At 66.1% G+C, this 19,651-nt stretch carries 21 protein-coding genes, 2 tRNA genes and 1 other RNA gene; 14 read left to right on the forward strand and 10 right to left on the reverse strand.

Annotation, left to right across the window (positions count from 1 at the left end):
- Positions 1-139: 139 nt before the first annotated feature.
- The gene (locus CXZ05_RS08785) at positions 140-877 is read left to right on the forward strand and encodes a zinc ribbon domain-containing protein (protein ID WP_102972237.1); all 738 of its coding nucleotides are present in this window, start codon (positions 140-142) and stop codon (positions 875-877) included.
- Positions 878-903: 26 nt separating this feature from the next.
- On the opposite strand, the gene CXZ05_RS08790 is transcribed toward CXZ05_RS08785, so the two are convergent.
- Both CXZ05_RS08790 and CXZ05_RS08795 read right to left on the reverse strand, forming a co-directional pair.
- Complete coding sequence (locus tag CXZ05_RS08790; protein ID WP_102972238.1) at positions 904-1,668, reverse strand: YaaA family protein; 765 nt, start codon at positions 1,666-1,668, stop codon at positions 904-906.
- Positions 1,669-1,700: 32 nt separating this feature from the next.
- Positions 1,701-2,417 (reverse strand): alpha/beta hydrolase family protein, encoded by a 717-nt coding sequence (locus CXZ05_RS08795; RefSeq protein ID WP_258006509.1) that lies wholly within the window; start codon positions 2,415-2,417, stop codon positions 1,701-1,703.
- Positions 2,418-2,688: 271 nt separating this feature from the next.
- Between CXZ05_RS08795 and rnpB the strand changes: the two genes are divergently transcribed.
- The 5 genes from rnpB to CXZ05_RS08820 all read left to right on the forward strand — a co-directional run bounded on the left by rnpB (position 2,689) and on the right by CXZ05_RS08820 (position 6,499).
- Positions 2,689-3,080, forward strand: an RNA gene (gene rnpB / locus CXZ05_RS08800) — RNase P RNA component class A.
- A 30-nt stretch (positions 3,081-3,110) separates the two neighbouring features.
- A complete protein-coding gene (locus CXZ05_RS08805; protein ID WP_146033077.1) occupies positions 3,111-3,497 on the forward strand; it encodes a hypothetical protein in 387 nt (128 codons plus the stop codon).
- Between the two features lie 255 nt (positions 3,498-3,752).
- Complete coding sequence (locus CXZ05_RS08810) at positions 3,753-5,246, forward strand: glyceraldehyde-3-phosphate dehydrogenase (RefSeq protein ID WP_102972240.1); 1,494 nt, start codon at positions 3,753-3,755, stop codon at positions 5,244-5,246.
- 115 nt (positions 5,247-5,361) lie between these two features.
- Entirely contained in the window at positions 5,362-5,571 is a 210-nt protein-coding gene (locus tag CXZ05_RS08815) for a hypothetical protein (protein ID WP_102972241.1), read from the forward strand.
- Positions 5,572-5,701: 130 nt separating this feature from the next.
- The gene (locus CXZ05_RS08820) at positions 5,702-6,499 is read left to right on the forward strand and encodes an HNH endonuclease family protein (RefSeq protein WP_102972242.1); all 798 of its coding nucleotides are present in this window, start codon (positions 5,702-5,704) and stop codon (positions 6,497-6,499) included.
- 29 nt (positions 6,500-6,528) lie between these two features.
- On the opposite strand, the gene def is transcribed toward CXZ05_RS08820, so the two are convergent.
- The 3 genes from def to orn all read right to left on the reverse strand — a co-directional run bounded on the left by def (position 6,529) and on the right by orn (position 8,101).
- The gene (gene def, locus CXZ05_RS08825) at positions 6,529-7,101 is read right to left on the reverse strand and encodes a peptide deformylase (protein ID WP_102972243.1); all 573 of its coding nucleotides are present in this window, start codon (positions 7,099-7,101) and stop codon (positions 6,529-6,531) included.
- A gap of 124 nt (positions 7,102-7,225) precedes the next feature.
- A tRNA-His gene (locus CXZ05_RS08830) sits at positions 7,226-7,298 on the reverse strand.
- A 131-nt stretch (positions 7,299-7,429) separates the two neighbouring features.
- The gene (gene orn / locus CXZ05_RS08835; protein WP_102972244.1) at positions 7,430-8,101 is read right to left on the reverse strand and encodes an oligoribonuclease; all 672 of its coding nucleotides are present in this window, start codon (positions 8,099-8,101) and stop codon (positions 7,430-7,432) included.
- A gap of 241 nt (positions 8,102-8,342) precedes the next feature.
- Here orn and mptB point away from each other — a divergent pair, with 241 nt between their 5' ends.
- Positions 8,343-9,899 carry a polyprenol phosphomannose-dependent alpha 1,6 mannosyltransferase MptB gene (mptB, locus tag CXZ05_RS08840; protein WP_180987331.1) on the forward strand — a complete coding sequence of 519 codons (1,557 nt, stop codon included), beginning with the start codon at positions 8,343-8,345 and terminating at the stop codon, positions 9,897-9,899.
- Here mptB and CXZ05_RS08845 read toward each other — a convergent pair.
- The 3 genes from CXZ05_RS08845 to CXZ05_RS08855 form a co-directional block, all read right to left on the reverse strand.
- The gene (locus tag CXZ05_RS08845; protein WP_102972245.1) at positions 9,892-10,578 is read right to left on the reverse strand and encodes a DNA alkylation repair protein; all 687 of its coding nucleotides are present in this window, start codon (positions 10,576-10,578) and stop codon (positions 9,892-9,894) included. The two genes, mptB and CXZ05_RS08845, sit on opposite strands and share 8 nt — an antisense overlap.
- Positions 10,579-10,650: 72 nt before the next feature.
- A complete protein-coding gene (locus CXZ05_RS08850; protein WP_102972246.1) occupies positions 10,651-11,262 on the reverse strand; it encodes a GNAT family N-acetyltransferase in 612 nt (203 codons plus the stop codon).
- Positions 11,263-11,337: 75 nt separating this feature from the next.
- Positions 11,338-12,429, reverse strand: a complete 1,092-nt coding sequence (locus tag CXZ05_RS08855; RefSeq protein WP_102972247.1) for a LacI family DNA-binding transcriptional regulator — start codon at positions 12,427-12,429, stop codon at positions 11,338-11,340.
- Between the two features lie 174 nt (positions 12,430-12,603).
- On the opposite strand from CXZ05_RS08855, the gene CXZ05_RS08860 reads away from it, so the two are divergent.
- Genes CXZ05_RS08860 through CXZ05_RS08875 form a run of 4 tightly spaced genes read left to right on the forward strand, consistent with a single transcriptional unit; the run spans position 12,604 to position 16,329 of the window.
- Complete coding sequence (locus tag CXZ05_RS08860) at positions 12,604-13,773, forward strand: Gfo/Idh/MocA family protein (RefSeq protein WP_102972248.1); 1,170 nt, start codon at positions 12,604-12,606, stop codon at positions 13,771-13,773.
- On the forward strand, positions 13,773-14,987 hold the full coding sequence (locus CXZ05_RS08865) for a dihydrodipicolinate synthase family protein (RefSeq protein ID WP_102972249.1): 1,215 nt from the start codon (positions 13,773-13,775) through the stop codon (positions 14,985-14,987). The genes CXZ05_RS08860 and CXZ05_RS08865 overlap by 1 nt, the downstream gene beginning before the upstream one ends.
- Positions 14,984-15,841: a sugar phosphate isomerase/epimerase gene (locus CXZ05_RS08870; protein ID WP_102972250.1), complete on the forward strand. Its 858-nt coding sequence runs from the start codon at positions 14,984-14,986 to the stop codon at positions 15,839-15,841. The genes CXZ05_RS08865 and CXZ05_RS08870 overlap by 4 nt, the downstream gene beginning before the upstream one ends.
- Positions 15,842-15,897: 56 nt before the next feature.
- Entirely contained in the window at positions 15,898-16,329 is a 432-nt protein-coding gene (locus CXZ05_RS08875) for an SRPBCC domain-containing protein (RefSeq protein ID WP_102972251.1), read from the forward strand.
- 23 nt (positions 16,330-16,352) lie between these two features.
- Here the strand turns inward: CXZ05_RS08875 and CXZ05_RS08880 are convergent, their stop codons facing one another.
- Positions 16,353-16,835 (reverse strand): lipopolysaccharide assembly LapA domain-containing protein, encoded by a 483-nt coding sequence (locus CXZ05_RS08880; protein ID WP_102972409.1) that lies wholly within the window; start codon positions 16,833-16,835, stop codon positions 16,353-16,355.
- Between the two features lie 454 nt (positions 16,836-17,289).
- On the opposite strand from CXZ05_RS08880, the gene CXZ05_RS08885 reads away from it, so the two are divergent.
- Positions 17,290-18,135: a hypothetical protein gene (locus tag CXZ05_RS08885; RefSeq protein WP_258006510.1), complete on the forward strand. Its 846-nt coding sequence runs from the start codon at positions 17,290-17,292 to the stop codon at positions 18,133-18,135.
- Between the two features lie 67 nt (positions 18,136-18,202).
- Here the strand turns inward: CXZ05_RS08885 and CXZ05_RS08890 are convergent.
- A tRNA-Arg gene (locus CXZ05_RS08890) sits at positions 18,203-18,275 on the reverse strand.
- A 181-nt stretch (positions 18,276-18,456) separates the two neighbouring features.
- Here CXZ05_RS08890 and CXZ05_RS08895 point away from each other — a divergent pair.
- On the forward strand, positions 18,457-19,026 hold the full coding sequence (locus tag CXZ05_RS08895) for a single-stranded DNA-binding protein (RefSeq protein ID WP_102972253.1): 570 nt from the start codon (positions 18,457-18,459) through the stop codon (positions 19,024-19,026).
- A gap of 57 nt (positions 19,027-19,083) precedes the next feature.
- Positions 19,084-19,650 (forward strand): hypothetical protein, encoded by a 567-nt coding sequence (locus CXZ05_RS23385; protein WP_258006511.1) that lies wholly within the window; start codon positions 19,084-19,086, stop codon positions 19,648-19,650.
- Position 19,651 lies beyond the last annotated feature (1 nt).

A 19,651-nucleotide genomic window follows, 5' to 3' on the forward strand; every position in this document is an offset into this window, starting at 1 on the left:
GGGCCCGCACCGAGCGCAGCGAGGTTTGGGAGCCGGTGGGGATGCGCAGCGAGGCTGGGGAGCGCGTTAGGCGCTAGAGTCTAGAAAACCCCAACGGGGTGCCGGCCAGGAGCCGGATGGGATCAAGCGGAGGTAAAACGTGGCCAAGGCAGCACCGGCGGAACAATTGAAGTTGCTCGAGCTCCAGGGCCTGGATGCCAGGCTGAAGTCACTGTCCAACCGCCGCCGTGCCCTTGAATCCGATCCGCGGATCACCGATCTTGAAGCCGCCCTCAGCGTTGCCAACGGTGAGCTGGGCGCCGCGAAACTCGCCGTCCACGACGCCGAAGCGGAACTGAAGCGGGCCGAGGCCGACGTGGAGCAAGTGGCTACCCGGATCGAACGGGACGAGGCAAAGCTCAACAGCGGAACCGGCCTCTCCAAGGACCTCGTCGCGCTGCAGAAGGACATTGCTTCGCTCAACAAGCGCCGTTCAGACCTGGAGGACGTAGAACTCGAGGTCCTCGAGCGGCTGGATGTCCTGCGCGAACGCCAGGCGGCCCAGCAGAGCATCGTGGACGACATCCAGGGTTCATTCGCGGGGATCCGTGCAGAGCTCGACGCGGCGCTGGCCGAGGTCGCCGCCGAGGAGAACGAGGTGGCAGGCAAGCGGACGGACTTCGCGGGAGGGCTGGACACCGGAATGCTGGCTGTTTATGAGAAGACGCTGGCCCGGCGCGGAGTGGGCGCGGCGCGGCTCTTCCACGGCACGTCGGAAGGGTCGGGCATGCAGCTGAGCCCCGGCGACCTGGCCGAGATCAAGGCCGCCGCCGAGGACGACATCGTGTTCTGCCCGGACTCCGGCTGCATTTTGGTGCGCTCCGCCGAGTGGGTCTGACCGCCCAAAACGATACCAATTGTCAGCTAGTTGGGCAGGATGATGTTCAGGGCGTGGGCCTTGCGCGCCGTGCCCGGAATAAGTTCGGCTTGCCACTTTTCGGCCGCGGCCTTCCGCAGCTGCTCCGGGGTTGCCGGGGCCTTGCCCCGCCGCGTCAGGAGGTGCCGGGCCAGTTCGCCCCGGGTGTGCTTGGCGAAGTGGCTGACCACCTTGCGCGCGCCGTTCACTTCAGTGAACACGTTGACCGCCACAGTGTCTGCCGGCGGGGGAGTCCACGCGGCGGCGTAAGTGCTGGACCGGCAATCGACCAGGAGCTGGCCGCCGGCAATTTCGCCCAGGGCGTCGGTTAGCTGCGGTTTCCAGAATGAGGCGAGGCGTCCGACGTCGGGCAGTGCCGTTGACATGGACAGCCGGTAGGCGGGCACGGAGTCGGCGAACCGGATGGCGCCCCACAACGCAGAGATGACCAGCACCGACTCATCCGCCCGGCGCCGCTGCGCCGGCGTCATCGACCTGTAGCCCAGGGCGTCGTACAGCACGCCCGAATACACTTGGTGCGCCGGCGCCGCCGGTTCGGCGTGGAGCCGGGTGTTGCGTTCGACGTCGTCCCTAAGGGAGGCGCCGACGCCCAGCAAGGCGAGGGCGTCCTCGTGCGAACTGACTGTCCCCAGTGCGTCGAGCACCTTGGCGCGGTAGGTGTTCAGCACGGGAAAACTCAACGAAGCCCAGTCCATGGCGTCACCGTGGACGGCCGGAGTCTTGCCTTCGGATGGGGGGAGCAGAATCAGCACCGTACGATCTTACCGGCCGGCCGCGCTCGGGATTAGTTGAGGTGGCGGCCCAGGAAGTCCAGCACGTCCGGGAGGATCGACCGCCAGTACAGGCCGTCGTGGCCGCCGGGCTGAAAGCCTCCCTCCACCCGGCCGGGAAGTCCCGAACGGTACTGGCGCACCGTCGGCGCCAGTTCATCCTCACTGCCGCAGTCGATCCGCTTGGAGATCGCTGCAAGCCGCGGACGGAGCGCGAAAACGTCGTTGGCTGCGAAATCAGCCGGGCCGTCGAAGGCGCCCTGCATCCCGGCTTCGTAGCTGGACCAGACGGCCGGGCTCATGGCCGCCACGGCGCGAAGTCCGGACACCCTGCCACGCGACGCCAGGAGGAGGGCGCCGAACCCTCCCATCGACGTGCCGAAGAGGCCGACTCTTCCGAGGTCGAACCCCTGCTCGGCCAGGAACGGCAGAAACTCCAGCACCAGCATTGACTGCGTATCGCTACCGTCGGCGCGGGCATGCCACCAAGAGTCGCCGCCGTCGACGGCAGCAATCCCGTAGGGCTGGCCGCCGTCGTCCAGATGGCGCTGGAGGGCCTGGTCCGCAACGAGGTCGCGCAGTAATACCTCGCTGCTGCCGCCCAGCCCATGCAGGAAGACCGCCACCGGCAGCACCTGGTTGGCCTGCTCCGGAAGCGGTACGGCCAGCGACCAGCGCGTGGTGACCGCCGGACGGAAGCGGGAGACAAATTCGCCAGCCCGGGTCAACACTGTGGAAGGGGGCAATCTGGAAGGGGGCAATGCCGAAGGCGACCCTCCGGACGGGGGACTCGGCGGGATGGTCGCCGTCGTTGTGGGGCCGGGAACCGGTGGAGGCGGGGCCATGCAGGCTGACGAGCCGGCCGCAGTCAGGCCGGCGGCGATTCCTGCGAGCTGCAGCATGCGTCACCGTGGGAAGGACGGCTGGTCCATGTCCCGATCTTAGACCCCGGAACCGGCGCGTGTCCGGCACCGCAGGAAAGCCCGTAAACTGGACTCCGGATGGGTTGACCAGGCGGCCGCGCGTCACGCAAGTGGCTCGAGGAACGTCCGGGCTCCACAGGGCAGGGTGGTGGGTAACGCCCACTCGGGGTAACCCGCAGGCCAGTGCCACAGAAAACAGACCGCCTGCGTCGCGCCGATTTGAAAGCGGCACGAAGCAGGTAAGGGTGAAACGGCGGTGTAAGAGACCACCAGCTTCCCGGGTGACCGGGAAGGCTAGGTAAACCCCACCCGGAGCAAGGCCAGACAGGACACGTTTGAGGGCTGCCCGCCTGAGTGTCCGGGTAGGCCGCTGGAGGGCGCCGGCAACGGCGTTCGTAGATGGATGGCCGCTACTCCCGTGCTGGCAACGGCACGGGAGCACAGAACCCGGCGTATCGGTCAACCCATCCATTTTTCCCCGCGTCTGGAAGGTAGATGCCCGTGCAGTCCTCCTATGACATCGACCCAAGACTGAACGCCGTGCTCGCGCCCATCGTTGGCCCCGGCCGTCAGGATCCGGATGGAACGATCGAGCTCACCGTCATTGTCGGCGGGACGATAATCTCCGGCTCGGTGGTGAGTGAGGAAGCGTGGTCCAGGCGCCAGAAATCGCAGGTCACCGCATCTGGCGAGTATGGGGCAGACGTTCCCGAAGACACGCGGGAAGCGAGGACCAACCCGCTCCTGACGGAACAAGTCCAATTCATCCATTTCCTTGGACCCGTAGTGGTCTCCGGCGGCAACCCCATCCGCCTGAACGCGACGAGGGTGGACCTCCGCAACGTAGCAGCCTGGAGCATTGGCCGCCTCCAGTACGGAGAGTTGTAATGCTGCCCGTCCGGTGGTGTGAGTGATTTCACGGGCTCCGGGGCAAAAGAAGCCCTCCGCCCGCCCTAGAATGGATGGTGAACGTAGAAGTTCTTCCGCCGGATCTGCGTTCGCAGCCGGCGGTATTTCTTTGCACGTCCAACGGCATCCGGGGCGGACCGAAACCCTGCCGGTGCCAGCATGCCCTGGATAACTTCCAGTGGCCGCCATCCGGTTTACGAGGACGTAGCCGGTTGAACCAAGGAAGGTAGTTCTGTGAGCCAGACGTCAGATTCTTGTCTTGATACGTGGATGAGCCGTGAGGCGCTCGCCGAGGCCATGATCCCGGTTATCGGCCGGCTGTACCGTGAAAACAACGTGGTTACCTCCATCCACGGCCGCAGCCTGATCAACAAGTCCACCATGAACATCCTGAAGGCGCACCGTTTTGCGCGCCGGATGAGCAAGGATGAGCTGCTCCTCGAGGAGACGGCCCCGCTGCTGAACACGCTGGCACAGCTGGACCTGGGTGCCGCTGCCATCGACATTGCCCGCCTGAACCAGAAGTTCAAGTCCGACGGCGGGGACCTGACTTTGGAGGAATTCCTCCGCGCCGAACTTGCTGAGATCGTGGGTAAGCGGGGCGGCGACGACCGCACCAGCACCGACGTCGTGCTTTACGGCTTCGGCCGCATCGGCCGCCTGCTGGCGCGCCTCCTGATCGAAAAGGCGGGCGGCGGCCACGGCCTGCGCCTGCGCGCCATCGTGGTCCGGCGCGGGTCCGACAACGACCTGACCAAGCGGGCCAGCCTGCTGCGACGCGACTCCGTGCACGGCTCCTTCGAAGGAACCATCCGGGTGGACACCGACGCCAACACCATCACGGCAAACGGCGTCCAGATCCAGGTTATCTACTCGGACAACCCGGCCACCATCGACTACACGGCCTACGGCATCAACAACGCCCTGGTGGTGGACAACACCGGCCGCTGGCGCGATGCCGAAGGCCTCGGCCAGCACCTGCTGAGCAAGGGCGTTGCCCGTGTCCTGCTTACCGCACCGGGCAAGGGCGAGCTGAAGAACATCGTGCACGGCATCAACCACCGCGACATCAGCGCTTCCGACCCGATCGTGTCGGCAGCCTCCTGCACCACCAACGCCATCACCCCGGTGCTGAAGGCCCTCAACGACAAGTACGGCGTGGTCCACGGCCACGTGGAAACCGTCCACTCGTTCACGAACGACCAGAACCTGATCGACAACTTCCACAAGGGTGACCGCCGCGGACGTTCCGCCGCGCTGAACATGGTGATCACCGAGACGGGCGCCGCCAAGGCCGTGGCCAAGGCGCTCCCCGAACTGCTCGGCAAACTCACCGGCAGCTCCATCCGGGTCCCCACCCCGGATGTTTCCCTGGCCATCCTGAACCTCAGCCTGTCAAACGGCACCACCAAGGACGAGGTCAACGACTACCTGCGCGAGATGTCGCTGCACTCGGACCTGCGCAAGCAGATCGACTACATCGACTCGCCCGAGGTTGTCTCCACCGACTTCGTCGGCTCCCGCCGTGCCGGCATCGTCGATGGCCTCGCCACCATCGCCAACGACAAGAATCTGGTTGTCTACGTCTGGTACGACAACGAGTTCGGCTACAGCTGCCAGGTGGTCCGCGTCATGGAGGAAATGGCCGGGGTCAACCCGCCGACCTTCCCGGCCAAGGACTCTGAAAAGGACGCCGCCCCGGTCCTGGCCGTGGCCGCCTCGGTCTAACCGAAGCGTTCCGTCAGCCCCGCCGTGCAGCACTTGCCGGCGGGGCTGACCCATTCCCGGGAACTTCCCGGGTAATTCTCTGGAATCGGGCGGAAATCGGGCACAAACTTGTGTCATGGAACAGAACCCGACACTCCAGCATGAGACAACCCTGGAACACGCCCTCGATGTTGCCAAGGCCAACCAGAAAGAGGCCCAAAGGCTTCTGGACGAGGCACGCACATCACATGCGGCAGGGGAAATAGGCGACGACAGGGTGGCTCAGCTGCAGCGGCTCCTCGATCTAGCCAACACCGATCTTCATCGGGTCATGCGCGAGCAGTAGGCGACCCGCCCTCCACAGGGCACCTGTCCTCCACACTGTGGATACCCTCACAGCGGCGGGTGGTTTCGCCTAGGCTCCTGGATGTGTACCCATATCCTGCCCGAGATGCCCGGCACCCCGGGGCGCCACTGTGAGCGTCAGCTGGGCCAGCTATCGGCGTGCCCGCCGCCGCTCCCGGCAAGCCTGGGCGGTGCTCGGTGCCGCAGCGGTATCGGCGGTCGCCGTCACCGTGTGGTTTTTTGCGGCGGGCCAGTTCATTGCCGCGGAGCCTGCCGTGTCCGGACCCAGCGAGGCGCCGGTGTTCGATGCCGCCTGGATGAAGCCCGTGACGCCCCCGTACCCGGTGCCGCCGGGCAACGCCGCCGCTGCACTGGAAACCCTGGCCGTGAAGGGCCGGGCATCCGGGAGCGACTATGACCGGGCCGCCTTCGGCCAGGCCTGGCAGGATGCCGACCACAACGGCTGCGACACGCGCAACGACATCCTGCGCCGGGACCTTCACGACGTTGAGTTCACCAAGGGGTCAAAGTGCAAGGTTGCCGCCGGCGCGATGCAGGAGCCGTACGTGGGGCTGGTAATCAGGTTCGTCCGTGGCGCGGACTCCAGCAAGGACGTGCAGATCGACCACGTCGTCGCGCTGGGCGACGCCTGGCAAAAGGGGGCCCAGCAACTGACGACGCAACAGCGCCAGAACCTTGCCAACGACCCGGTCAACCTCATTGCCGCGGACGGTGACGCCAACCAGGAGAAAAGTGCGTCGGACGCCGCAACCTGGCTGCCGGAGAACAAGGCCCTTCGGTGCCACTACGTGGCGCGGCAGATCTCGGTGAAGGCAGCGTACGGCCTCTGGGTGACTCAGCCGGAAAAGGACGCCATGGCCCGCGTGCTGGATTCATGCCCGCAGCAGCAGACGGTGGTGCCCCGGTAGGGCCGCAGCGGCAGAAAACAGGGGTGGTGTCAGTGGCCGAACGGGTCAGGGTCCACGCCCGGCATCCAGGTCAGGCCCGGGACGCCCCAGCCGCTCTTCTTGGCCTGCTTCATAGCCTTGCGGGCATACCTGTCGAGGAGGCGGTTGACGTACAGCTTGCCGTCCAGGTGGTCGTATTCGTGCTGGATGATGCGGGCGAACCAGCCGGTGGCTTCGAAGTCCACCGGATTTCCGAGCCCGTCAAAGCCCTGGACGCGCACCCACTCGGCGCGCTTGAGCGGATACTGCTCGCCTGGGAAGGAAAGGCAGCCCTCCACTTCCTCGTCCGGATCCGGCAGCGCCCCGGACACCTTGGAGAGGGTCAGTACAGGATTGACCACGACGCCGGCCGGGGGAGCGCCGTCCTCGTTCTCGTACTTGTACACGAAGATGCGCTTGCCCACGCCGATCTGCGGCGCGGCCAGGCCGACGCCGTTCGCCTTGTCGTTGGTTTCGAACATGTCGGCAATCAGCTGGCGAAGCCCGTCGTCGAACTCCTCCACTTCAGCAGCCCGGCGGTGCAGCACCGGCTCGCCCCAGATGGTGATGGGCAGAACGGTCATGTGAGGGAATCCTTCGACGCTTTGCCGGAGTGGAACCGGCAGTGGTGAAAACAAGCAAAGGCCGCACCGGTAAACCGGTACGGCCTTTGCTGCTGGCCGGCAAGAAACTGCCGTCCTCGGTGAGGGTGAGCGACGGGGGTTGAACCCGCGACCTCCTGGACCACAACCAGGCGCTCTGCCAACTGAGCTACGCCCACCATGTGCCCTGCGGACTGTCCGGTTTCCCGGCCGTCCGAACTGGCAACGACAAATAGCTTACCTGCTGTTTGGGGATGCTTTTGCCACTTTTGGCTGTTTCGGCAAAATTTCCCCCCAAACGTGGCGCAGATTACTTTCCGGACTGCTGTGCTGCGGGCGGCAGGACGCTTTCCGGGGCCTGCTGGTCGACGGCGGAGGGCGACGCCGAGATGCGCTTGGAGATCTTCTGGGCGGTGGCACTGTCCGGTCCCGGGGCGGGCACGAAGACGGCTTCCCGGTAGTACCGGAGTTCGTCAATGGAATCCTTGATGTCCCCGAGGGCGCGGTGGCCACCGAGCTTCGCCGGCGCCTGGAAGTAGGCGCGCGCATACCAGCGCCGGGCCAGTTCCTTGATGGTGCTGACGTCGATGATCCGGTAGTGCAGGTGCTCCACCACGGAGGGCATGTCCCTGGCCAGGAAGACCCGGTCCGTTCCCACCGAGTTGCCCGCGAGGGGCGCCTTGCGGGGGTCCGGCACCCACTTGCGGATGTAGTCCAGCACCAGGGCTTCGGCCTCGGCCATGGTTTTGCCGGCCGGAAGCTCGTTCAGCAGGCCTGACCGGGTGTGCATGTCCCGGACGAAGTCGTTCATCTGGGCGAGGGCGGCGTCGTCCGGTTTGATCACCACGTCCACCCCGTCGCCGAGGATGTTGAGCTTGGAATCGGTCACCAGGGCCGCGACCTCGATCAGGGCGTCGTTGACGCTGTCGAGGCCGGTCATTTCGCAGTCGATCCAGACGATGCGTTCGTTAGTAATAGGCACCCGTTCAGCCTACCGTTTAGCCGCGTGCCAGCCTTGGAGAGGCGCTCCGATGCTAATATTTCGGGTACGTGGCAACGCCTCATTGCGGCGGCCGCGTCCCCGGCGTCGCCCGTTTTGGTTGGCCGCCCAATTTGGCTGGCCGCTCCGCTTGGCTGCAGATGGGGCAGCACGCCCAACGAGATATGCCCCAAAGAGATACGCGCAGAAGAGTTAGGCGCAGAAGAGATTGGACGATCCTGAGATGACGGCGCCTGTGCCTGCGATAGGGGAAACGGCCACCGGCACTTCCACGGACCTGGCCCGGCCGGAAGTGGACAACCCACGTTCGCCGATCCTCTCCGGTTTCATCGGGTCCATGTTCCTGCTCATCGGCTCGCTCGGCGTCGGCTGGCTGGCGCCGGTCTCGGAGCTGCGGCGGATGCCCCTGTTCATCTGGATGCGCACCGAGGCGTTCGGCGTCGGGCTGTCCATCGTGCTGCTTGCGGTGGGCGGCATGCTGCTGGTCCGGGCCTGGCTCAGGCTTGGCCAGCACATCCACGTGTGGGGCCGGGAGGCCCGGAAGGCCACCCTGCAGGCCGTCGTCGCGTGGGGCCTTCCCATGATGTTCACGGTCCCGCTGTTCAGCCGTGATGTTTACGCCTACATCGGCCAGGGCCGGCTGATGGTCGAGGGCTTCAACCCGTACGAGAACGGAATCTCGGCGCTGTCCAACTACTTCCAGCTGGGCGCGGACAAGATGTGGACCGAGGCCCCGGTTCCCTACGGCCAGGTGTTTTTGTGGATCGAGCAGTTCGTGGTCTGGTCCACCAACGTTCACCCTGAAGCCAGCATCATGCTGTTCCGCCTCGCCGCGCTGGCGGGTGTGGTGCTTTGCATCGTCTACGTGCCCAAGCTTGCCGACCTGCACGGCGTCAACCCGCACCGTGCCCTCTGGCTGACGGTGGCGAACCCGCTCTTCCTGACCAACTTCATCGCCAGCGTCCACAATGATGCGCTGATGATCGGGCTGGCCCTCGCAGGACTCTATTACTGCGCCACCCGGCGGGTCATCCTCGGCATCGTTCTTGTCACGGCCTCCATCGCGGTGAAGCCGATCACCGTGGTGTTCCTTCCGTTTATCGGGCTGCTCTGGGCGGGCAAGGGGGCCAGCTGGCCCAGGAAGTTTGTGTTCTGGGGCCTGACGGCCGGAATCAGCCTTGCCCTGCTCTACGCCATGAGCCTGGTCAACGGCTTCGGGTTCGGCTGGATCAACGGACTCTCGGCGCCCGGCAGTGTCTGGATCTGGTACGCCCCGGTGGGACTGCTTGGCCTGGTGGTCGCCTCCATTTTCAACGCGTTCAGCCTGGATGGCTGGGGGCTGGCCAAATGGGTTTACGACGCCGGCAAGCTCCTTGCCGTGGGCATCGTCGCCTGGCAGATTTTCCGGGGCGGACACGACCGCCTCATGCGCCGCCTGACCCTTGCCTTCGCGGCCGTCGTGGTGCTCGCGCCGATGATCCAGTCCTGGTACGTGGTGTGGCTGATCCCGCTGTTCGCCGTTACGGGCATCCGCGACGACTGGCAGGTCAAGGCCCTGTACTTCATCGTGTCCTTCTTCATGGTCTATGCCATCTCCGACCAGCTGGAAGTCTTCCCCTACCTGCAGACCGGCGACCTGGGCCTTGCCCTGGCGCTGGCCCGCAACGCAGCCGCCATCATTGCCCTGCTGTTTGCCCTGTACCTGATCTTCCTGGACCGCAGCACCAAGCTGCTTTTCAGCAAGGCGGACCAGCCCGTCACGACGCGCCCCGTTATCTGACCTCAAGGTTTTTCAGGGCTTCCCTGCGCGAGAGCGGACTGAGTGACGTGCCGTTCCGCGTCACGAAATCCAGGACCCATTCCGGATCGGTTTTGGCGTACTCACGCAATGCCCACCCGATGGCCTTGCGGATGAAGAACTCCCTGTCAGCCATGTTCGCCTCGATGACCGCCGAGAGCAGCGCGGTGTCCGTCTGGAATTTTGCCCCCAGCTGTGCCGTGATGGACGCCCGCCGAATCCAGAAGTCCCGGTCGGCGCTCCACTGGAGCAGTACCTGGGTGAGTTCGTCCCGGTGGGCCCGGAGCAGTGTGCCGATCCGGTGGGCCACCCCGTCCACATAGTCCCAGGACGAGCCGGTCCGGATGATCTCCTCATACACCGGAAGCATCCGCGGGTCCGCGGCTACGCTCCGCAGTCCGGTCAGGTCAATCGCCGCGTAGCGCTCCTCGCGGTAGCTGGCTTCACGCCACAGGACAAGCACCGTTGACCGCAGATCCTCGGCCGTTTCAAACGGATGGGCAGCGGCTGCAGCCTTGGTTGCCTTGCGCACCTCCGGCACACGGACGCCGAGGGACGGCGTTGGGGACTTCATGTAGGCCTGCGCTGCGGCGCCGCGGAGGGGGTCTGCCGCCGCCCGCAGTTCGGCGCGAATCAGCGCCAGCACCGCTTCATTTGCCATGCTGCCAAAGATAGCCGGTCCGAGGAGCCCGAGGCAGCGGTTGCCGCTGTCGCTGCTGTCCGGGCGGTCCTATCATCCGACCCGCAGCCGCACCACTGCACGCCCGGGAACTGCGTCACTGACCACCACAAATCCGGCGGCCAGGAACAGCCCCAGCGTGCCCTGGTAGAGATCGGGGGGACCGGCCTTTGGCCGTTCCCGTGGATCCACCGGATACCCTTCGACGACGGCGGCCCCGTGGGCGGCTGCGTGGCCGACGGCCGCAGCCAGCAGGGCCGCTGCCACGCCGCTGCGGCGGTGTCCGGGAGCGACGACGAAACAGCTCACCGACCACACGCTTCCGTCGTCGTCTTCGTCGGCGGCCGGGGGACCGGCCGCCTTGAACACCTGGGAACGGAGAATCCGCGGGTAGCACCCCCGCGGCTCCACGGCGCACCAGCCGACTGCGGAGCCGCCGCGGTAGGCCAGGACCCCCGGCGCCGGCCCGCCGCCGTCGAACTTGTCTTTCAGCTGTGCCTTCCGGTCAGCAGGCGGCGTGGCAGCATAGCTGGCTCCCGGCAGGGCAAAGAACCGGCACCAGCAGCGTGACGGTTCGCCGCGGATGCCGAAAAGTTCCTCGACGGCGGGCCACTCGGCGGCCGCGGTGGTGATGCCGCCTGCTGTCTCCCGTGAGTGGTCTGTCATGGCCGCCTTCCGTTGCCGCCGGCACTGTCCTGCTGCAGGACTGTGGCTGTTGCCGAACCTGACTTGCTGCCGGGACTAGGAAGCGGCTTCGCCGCCCGGTTCGGTGCTCCGGCGCAACGTCACCTCGCCCGTAACCCCCACGGCGCCGGCCGCCGCGTGGCCGGAACCGGCGGGAACTGCCAGCCTCCCGATCTCCTCCAGGGGCAGGTGGACGGTGGAGAGGGCCGGCCGGAAGTCGCGCAGGGTTTCGATATCGTCAAAGCCGGCGATGGCGGCGTCACGGGGGACGCGCAGCCCCTTGGAGCGCAGCGCGGCGGTGGCCCCGATCGCCATGACGTCGTTGACGGCGAAGATACAGAGCCGTGGCGGTGCGGCGGCTTCAGTACCGGCCCCGCCGCTTCCGTTGGGCGTCCCGATGCGTGCGGCGAGCTCCACGCCCGCCTCGTAACCGCCGGTGCGGTCGAATCCGGTGTGCAGGACGTCTGCCGGCGAAAGCCCGGCATCCGCCAGGCCGCGCTGGAAGCCGCGCACCCGGTCGTCGGAGGTCAGGAGGCCCTCCGGGCCGGCGATGATCACGAACTGCCCGGCATGTGAGGCGGCCAGTTCCCGGGCGAGTTCGGCGGCGAGCTCCTCGTTGGGAACCTCGACCACGTGATAGCCCTCGTCGGCTTCGGCGCCCACTACGGCGTGTCCCACGACGCCCACTTGGCCACCGTTGCGGCAGTAGCGGTCAAGCTCGGCGGCCAGTTCGGCGTTGCCCTGCTGGTCGGTGGTCCGAGCAGACCGCGATCCGGCGATCACTATCGAGTCCGCCCGGCGCGCCGCAAAGGCAGCCACGGCCGCGCGCTCGTCGGCGGGGCTGCCCGCGGTGGTGGCCAGCAGCACCATCTTGTTCTGGTGCCGGGCCGCGGTTTGGACACCGCGGGCGATGGCTGAGAAGTAGGGGTCCGCGATGTCGTGCACGATGAGTCCGATGAGGCCGGAACTCGACTTGGCGAGGCCCTGTGCCTGGGCGTTGGGGATGTAGCCGAGGGAGTCCGCAGCTTTCCGGACGCGCTCAGCAATATCTGGTCCGGGGGTCCTGGCGGAACCATTCAGGACACGGCTGGCGGTGGCAGGGGAGACCCCGGCCAGGCGGGCTACTTCGGTCAGCGTACTTGCTGCCACAGGCGAAACTCCTCTTCGACGGGGCCCAGCATCGGGACACTCGGCTGATGCCACATTATCGCAGTTACAGGAAAGTTCGGAAAGCGCTTGCCAGATGCCCGCCAGTTGTGCACTATGGAAGCAGCGGGAATGCGCTTTCCCGTTCTGCAAACCATCACGATTGAATGAGGACTCATGGGCTTCGAAACAAAGACGATCCGTATCGCCATGAACGGCATCACCGGCCGGATGGGCTACCGCCAGCACCTGCTGCGCTCCATCCTCCCGATCCGTGACGCCGGCGGCTTCACCCTGGAGGACGGCACCAAGGTCCAGGTCGAGCCGATCCTCGTTGGCCGCAACGAAGCGAAAATCCGCGAACTGGCCGAGCTGCATAAAATTTCGGAGTGGACCACCGACCTTGACGGCGTGATCAACGACCCCACTGTCGACGTCGTCTTCGACGCCTCCATGACCAGCCTGCGGGCCGCAACCCTGAAGAAGGCCATGCAGGCCGGCAAACACATCTTCACTGAGAAGCCGACGGCGGAAACCCTTCAGGAGGCCATCGAGCTGGCCCGCATCGGCAAGGAAGCCGGGGTCACCGCCGGCGTCGTGCACGACAAGCTCTACCTGCCCGGCCTGGTCAAGCTCCGCCGCCTCGTGGACGAAGGGTTCTTCGGCAGGATCCTGTCCATCCGCGGCGAATTCGGCTACTGGGTCTTCGAAGGCGACGTCCAGGCCGCCCAGCGCCCGTCCTGGAACTACCGCAAGGAAGACGGCGGCGGAATGACCACCGACATGTTCTGCCACTGGAACTACGTCCTGGAAGGCATCATCGGCAAAGTCAGGAGCGTCAACGCCAAGACCGCCACCCACATCCCCACCCGCTGGGACGAGGCAGGCAACGAATACAAGGCGACGGCTGACGACGCCTCCTACGGCATCTTCGAGCTGCAAACCCCGGGCGGGGACAATGTCATCGGCCAGATCAACTCCTCGTGGGCCGTCCGGGTCTACCGTGACGAGCTGGTCGAGTTCCAGGTGGACGGCACGCACGGTTCCGCCGTCGCCGGCCTGAACAAGTGCGTCGCGCAGCAGCGCGCCCACACCCCCAAGCCCGTCTGGAACCCCGACCTCCCGGTTACAGAATCCTTCCGCAGCCAGTGGCAGGACGTCCCCGCCAACGCCGAACTGGACAACGGCTTCAAGCTCCAGTGGGAGGAGTTCCTGCGGGACGCCGTCGCCGGCCGCGAGCACCGCTTCGGGCTGCTCTCGGCCGCACGCGGCGTGCAGCTCGCCGAACTCGGCCTGCAGTCCAGCGATGAACGCCGCACCATCGACATCCCGGAGATCACGCTCTGATGACTTCACTGATCCTTCCCACATCCGACGGCGGGACCCGGGAGTACCGCCTCCGCTCCGCCACCACCTGGGCCAGACCGATGGCGCCGCTGACATCCCGCCGTGCCTACGCCGCGGCCCACGTCATCCCCGAGGTCACCGCCGACAACACTCCAGGCGCCCCGGCCCGTCTCGACTGGGACGCCACGCTCGCCTACCGGCATGAGCTGTGGTCTTACGGGCTCGGGGTTGCCGACGCGATGGACACCGCCCAGCGCGGCATGGGCCTGGACTGGCCTGCCACGCAGCAGCTGATCAAGCGAACCGGCGCCGAGGCGGCGTCCGTAGTCACCGCCGGAAGCACGGCCACGGCGGGCATGACGGTCCGCGACCTCGTGTCCTGCGGCGCCGGCACCGACCAGCTGGACCTTGCCACGCTGCCGTCCGGTGCGGCCGGGCTGCAGGCTGTCCTGGGCGCCTACCGCGGGCAGGTCGCCGTCGTCAGCGAGGCCGGGCCCAAGGTGATCCTCATGGCCTCCCGGGCCCTGGCCCAGGTGGCGTCCGGTCCCGAGGACTACCTGAAGATCTACTCCACGCTGCTCCAGGAAGCCGACCAGCCCGTCATTCTGCACTGGCTCGGCACCATGTTCGATCCCGCGCTGGCCGGCTACTGGGGCTCAGACAGCGTTGACCAGGCCACCGAGACGTTCCTTTCCCTCATCCGCGAGAATGCGGGCAAGGTGGACGGCGTCAAGGTCTCACTCCTGGACGCCTCACATGAAGTCGCGCTGCGCGCGGCGCTTCCCGAGGGCGTCCGCCTCTACACCGGTGACGACTTCAACTACCCGGAGCTGATCGACGGCGACGGAACCCTGCACTCGGATGCCCTGCTGGGGATCTTTGCGGCAATCTATCCCGCTGCGTCCGCGGCGCTGCAAAGCTACGACGCCGGAGATGCCGCCAAAGCGCGTACCATCCTGGACTCCACCCGCGAACTGGGCAAGCACATCTTCAGTGCCCCCACGTTCTACTACAAGACCGGAATCGCCTTCCTGTCCTGGCTCAACGGCAAGCAGCCCGGATTCCAGATGGTCGGCGGCCTGCACTCGGGCCGTTCCGTGGTGCACCTCGCGAGGACCTTCGAACTGGCCGACGAAGCCGGGCTGCTCAAGGACCCCGCCCTCGCAGCGTTCCGGATGTCCGATTTCCTTCGCATCAACGGAGTGGGAGTATGACCTTCAATTCAGCACCGTCCCCCTTTTCACGGCTTTCCCTCAACAGCGCCACCACCAAAAAGTGGACGCTCGCCGAGGCTGTTGACGGCTGTGCCCGCGCAGGCATCCCTGCCATCGGGCCCTGGCGGGACATTGTCGCCGAGGCCGGGCTGGACAAGGCCGCCAAACTGATCAAGGATGCCGGGCTCCGGGTTTCCTCGCTGTGCCGCGGCGGGTTCCTAACCGCTCCGGACGCCGACGGGCAGGCGGCTGCGCTGGCAGACAACAGGGCAGCTGTTCTGGAAGCCGTTGCTCTCGATACGCAGGAACTGTTCCTCGTGGTCGGTGGCCTGGCGCCTGGGGAGAAGGACGTCGTGGCTGCACGCGGGCGCGTGGCTGACCGGCTCGAGGACCTCGTCCCGTTCGCCGTCGAACACGGCGTCCGGCTGGTGCTGGAACCCCTGCACCCGATGTACGCCGCCGACCGCGCGCTCATCTCCACACTCGGGCAGGCGTTGGACCTTGCGGCGCCGTACGACGCCCGGTCGGTGGGGGTCGCCGTCGACACCTTCCATGTCTGGTGGGACCCGGAGCTGAAAGCCCAAATCGAGCGTGCCGGCCGGGAGAACCGGATCGCCTCATACCAGGTGTGTGACTTCAACCTGCCGATCGCAGCGGACGCGCTGCTCTCCCGCGGCATGATGGGCGACGGCGTGATTGACTTCGCCACGATCGGCACCTGGGTCCGGGACGCCGGGTACACAGGCGACATCGAAGTGGAAATATTCAACCAGGAGATCTGGGACGCCGACGGCGACGACGTCCTGGCGAGGATGAAGGACCGCTACGCGGAACTGGTGCAACCCTTTGCCTGAACCTGCCCTTACTTCGGTGGCTGTCCGCGGGTAGGGTGGCGCCAGGAGGGGTAGCAGTGGACAAGCAAATCAGGGTTGCCGAGGCGAGCGTTGTTGTCGCAGCGCTGCCGGAGCGGGTGTGGAAGGCGCTGACGGATCCGGCCGACGTCAAGGAATACTTTCTCGGCACGAACGTCACATCGACCTGGCGGGAAGGTGCGCCTGTGACGTTCGAGGGGGAGTGGCAGGGCAAGTCCTACCAGGACAAGGGGACCGTGCTGGAAGCCCGCCTCAACGAACTCCTGCGCATCACCCACTACAGCCCCTTGTCGGGCTTGCCCGATGAGCCGGACAGCTACCACACCGTGGAATACGGCCTGGAGCCCGTGGCGGAGGGCACCCGGGTCAGCATCACCCAGGGCAACAACAAGAGTGATGACGAAGCCGCGGAGTCGGAGAAACTTTGGGGCATGGTGCTGGGCAACCTCAAGGAGTACCTGGAGGACTGACCGCGCCGGTCGCGGCTTGCGGCTTACCGGCCCCGGCCGGCCTGCACCCTGCGGCGGTGGGCAGCAGCGCGCAGCTGGATGATCCGGGCTGCGCCCGCCATGGCCACGAGGACACCTCCGCCTACTGCCGCGATGAAGAGGGACATCCCGAGGGACACCGCGCCTTCAAGGCCGAAGAACTTCACCTGGACGAGTTCCTGGTTCTGCAGGATGAAGATGATCAGCAGCACCAGTACCACCAGCGCCGAGGCCACCGCCGCCCAGATCATACCGGCGCGCGTCACCTGCCGTTCCGGCTCCGCCAGGCCGGGCCGTGGTGACGCGGCTCCGTCGTAGCCCGGGATCGCGGCCGTGCCAGGGTGGCGGGCCGCGGCGCCGGTACCCGCCGCCGCTGCGGTCGGTGCCGGGTCAAGGGGCTCGGCGGCGCCTGGCTGGCCTGCCGCCGGGCTCGCTGGCCGGGGCGTTTCCGGATCGGCCGGGTTTCCGCCCGGCTGGCTTTGCTGCATGCGGATGTTCCTTCCTTGACGGTTGGTCCAGGTGACCGGCCTGTGCACATCGCCGGCGCCCAGTCCGATCATAGGCACAATGGTCCCGCATTAGTAAGCATGCTTGCAATCTGCGGCCCCAGGCGATGGAACCACGCAGTTCAATGAACTGCCGACGAGTGTCCCGGGGTGTTCTACACTCGGAAGTAGACATACGGGGCGTACTTGTCCGAAGTAGTACACGGCCGCCCCGAAGGGAGGAATACCCCCGATGCGCCGCAATCGTGTTATCGCTGGAACGACCGCTTTCCTCTTGGCCGTCACTGGGCTTTGGGCTGCGTCCCTCGCCATCGGCGGTGGGAACACCCCTGGGGAGGTGCCGCAACCAACGACGACTCTTAGTCCGGGTTCAATACCGTCCCCTAACAAGCCCAGGACCCCTGCCCCCGATGTTCGGATCGCTGCTGTCGGTGACATGAACGGCGTCAGAAACGTTGAGCCTAATAGCCCGTCCGGCCGGAACGGTGCGGCGGTCACCCGGCTCGTGCAGAAGAACCAGATTGACGCGTTCCTGGGGCTCGGGGACTTCCAGTACGACACCCCGGACTGCGCTGACTACGTGAAGTACTGGACGCCGCTGTGGGGTGGCACGAAGCCCAAGTTGTATTGGGTATCCGCCCCCAACCACGACTGGCAACCGGGCCGTAACGAGGACCTCGACAACTTCATGAATGGCCAGTGCCAAGGTGCCCCGGCGAAGGCTGCGATCAACCGGCAGCGCGGGTTCATCGGGAACGGGGACCCGTACTCGAAGGACTTCGGGAACTGGCACTTCGCGTTCCTGTCGTCCGCGCACTGGCGGTACGACCCCGCGAAGGCTGCGGCGTCGACGACATGGCTGGACGGCGACCTGGCTGCTGCCAAGGCGGCGGGCAAATACCTGGCAGTTGTCTACCACGAACCGTACTTCACGTCGAACACCGGCGAACATAAGCGGGCCGCCGACCACAAGCCGTGGATCGACGTGATGTATAAGCACCGGGTCCGTCTGACCCTGTCGGGGTCACAACACAACTACGAACGCTCATGTCCAGTGAACAACAAGGACGAGTGCGTCAGTGACGGGATGACAGCGTTCCAGGTATCCACGGGAGGCATCGGCCTCCGCTCCTTCACTAACAGTCCGTCGTACATCGTGAAGAGGTTCAGCAACACCCACGGGTTCCTTCGAATGACACTCCGGGACAACGGGTCCTTCAGTTGGAACTTCGTTCCCACGTCGGGCCCGGGCAAGGACGCGGGAACGCGTTCCGGACCGTAAGAAGCCGCCGCCAAAACCAGAAGCGGTCCTGACTGGCGTTTGCGCAAGTCAGGACCGCTTTTAGCCGTGCCCCAGGAGGGAATCGAACCCCCGACCGGCGGATTAGAAGGCCGCTGCTCTATCCCCTGAGCTACTGGGGCAACTGGTTTCCCGGCTTCCCGGGTGCCTGAAAAAGTCTACATTGCCTGCGGGCCCGTCGGCGGCACCGGGCAGAACGTTTCGGTTATCCACATACAGCATTGCGTACCTCCCGGCGGTCGCGTCGGCAGTTGATGCTGGAAGTGCCTGCTAGGGCAAGACACTTCGAGACAGGACACCAAGATGAGTGACAACATTACGGTCCGGGGCTTCGTCGCCACGGAGATCCGCAGTTCCACAACTCCCGGGGGCGTGCCCACCGCCTCATTCCGCCTCGGTTCCGCTGAACGGCGGTACGACCGCACGGCCAACGCCTGGGTGGACGGCAACATCAACTGGTTCACCGTCCAGGGATACCGGCAGCTGGCCGGGAACATGGGGTGCAGCATCAAGAAGGGCCAGCGAGTCGTCGTCGTGGGCAAGCTGAAGATGCGCAGCTGGGAGAAAGACGGCCGCACCTACCACGACGCCGAGATCGACGCGGACGCGGTGGGCCACGATCTCAAATGGGGCACCGCCAACTTCATCCGCAATTCGGGAAACCCGCAGGCCGCTGACGGATTCGGCCCCGCGAACGGCGACCGCAGCGCCTCCGGATCCTCAGGCGTGGCCGGGGACGGCTCCGACGAGGACCGGGAGGAAGATGACGAAGCCGAAGAAGACCCGGCTGCGGCGGGCATCTTCCTCGACGACGCCGGCGACGAGTTGCAGCTCGACCCCGAAACGGGCGAACTGACGGGAGCCGCTGCCTGAACGCAGGTGGCCTGCGGCACTGCACCCCCTGGCGGTGCCGCATGGCAGAATGGCAGCGTGATACGAGCGACTACGTTCCAGCGGAACAAAGCACTCCGCGGCAATGCCACTGGTGCCCGGGGAAATGCCAAGAAGGTTACCGGCCGGCTCGCATGGGCGGTTGTTGTCGTGTCGCTAGCCGCCTGCACGGCACCGGGAGATCAGGCGACTGTGAACCAGACGGCGGAAGCACAGGCCGCCGGGGAACAGGCAGCCACTCAAGCGGCAGCGGCAGCAACAGCCTCGGCGAAACCGTCGGCGCCTGCGGCAGCCACCAAGGCCGCTGCCGGGGCCACGGCCACGCTGCAGCGGACCGTGGCTGACGTCCTGGGGAGCGTAGTCGCAGCCAACTCCAAGCCGGCTACGGCGGACATCACCTCAGCCCTCACGGCGGCAGGCGTTCCGGCGCGGAGCCTCGAGGTCTCGGCAGGGCGCACGCCCACCGGACTTGAGGTGGATTCCATGGAAGCGGCGGTTGTCCAGGCCAAGGAATGCGTGATCGGCCAGATCCGCGACCGGAAGGTGACGGTGACAGTGCTGCCGGCACTGTCGAACGGCAAGTGTTTCGTAGGAGCCGCCGGCTGAG

The organism is Arthrobacter sp. AFG20 (assembly GCF_002892795.1).
Taxonomy (GTDB): domain Bacteria; phylum Actinomycetota; class Actinomycetes; order Actinomycetales; family Micrococcaceae; genus Arthrobacter.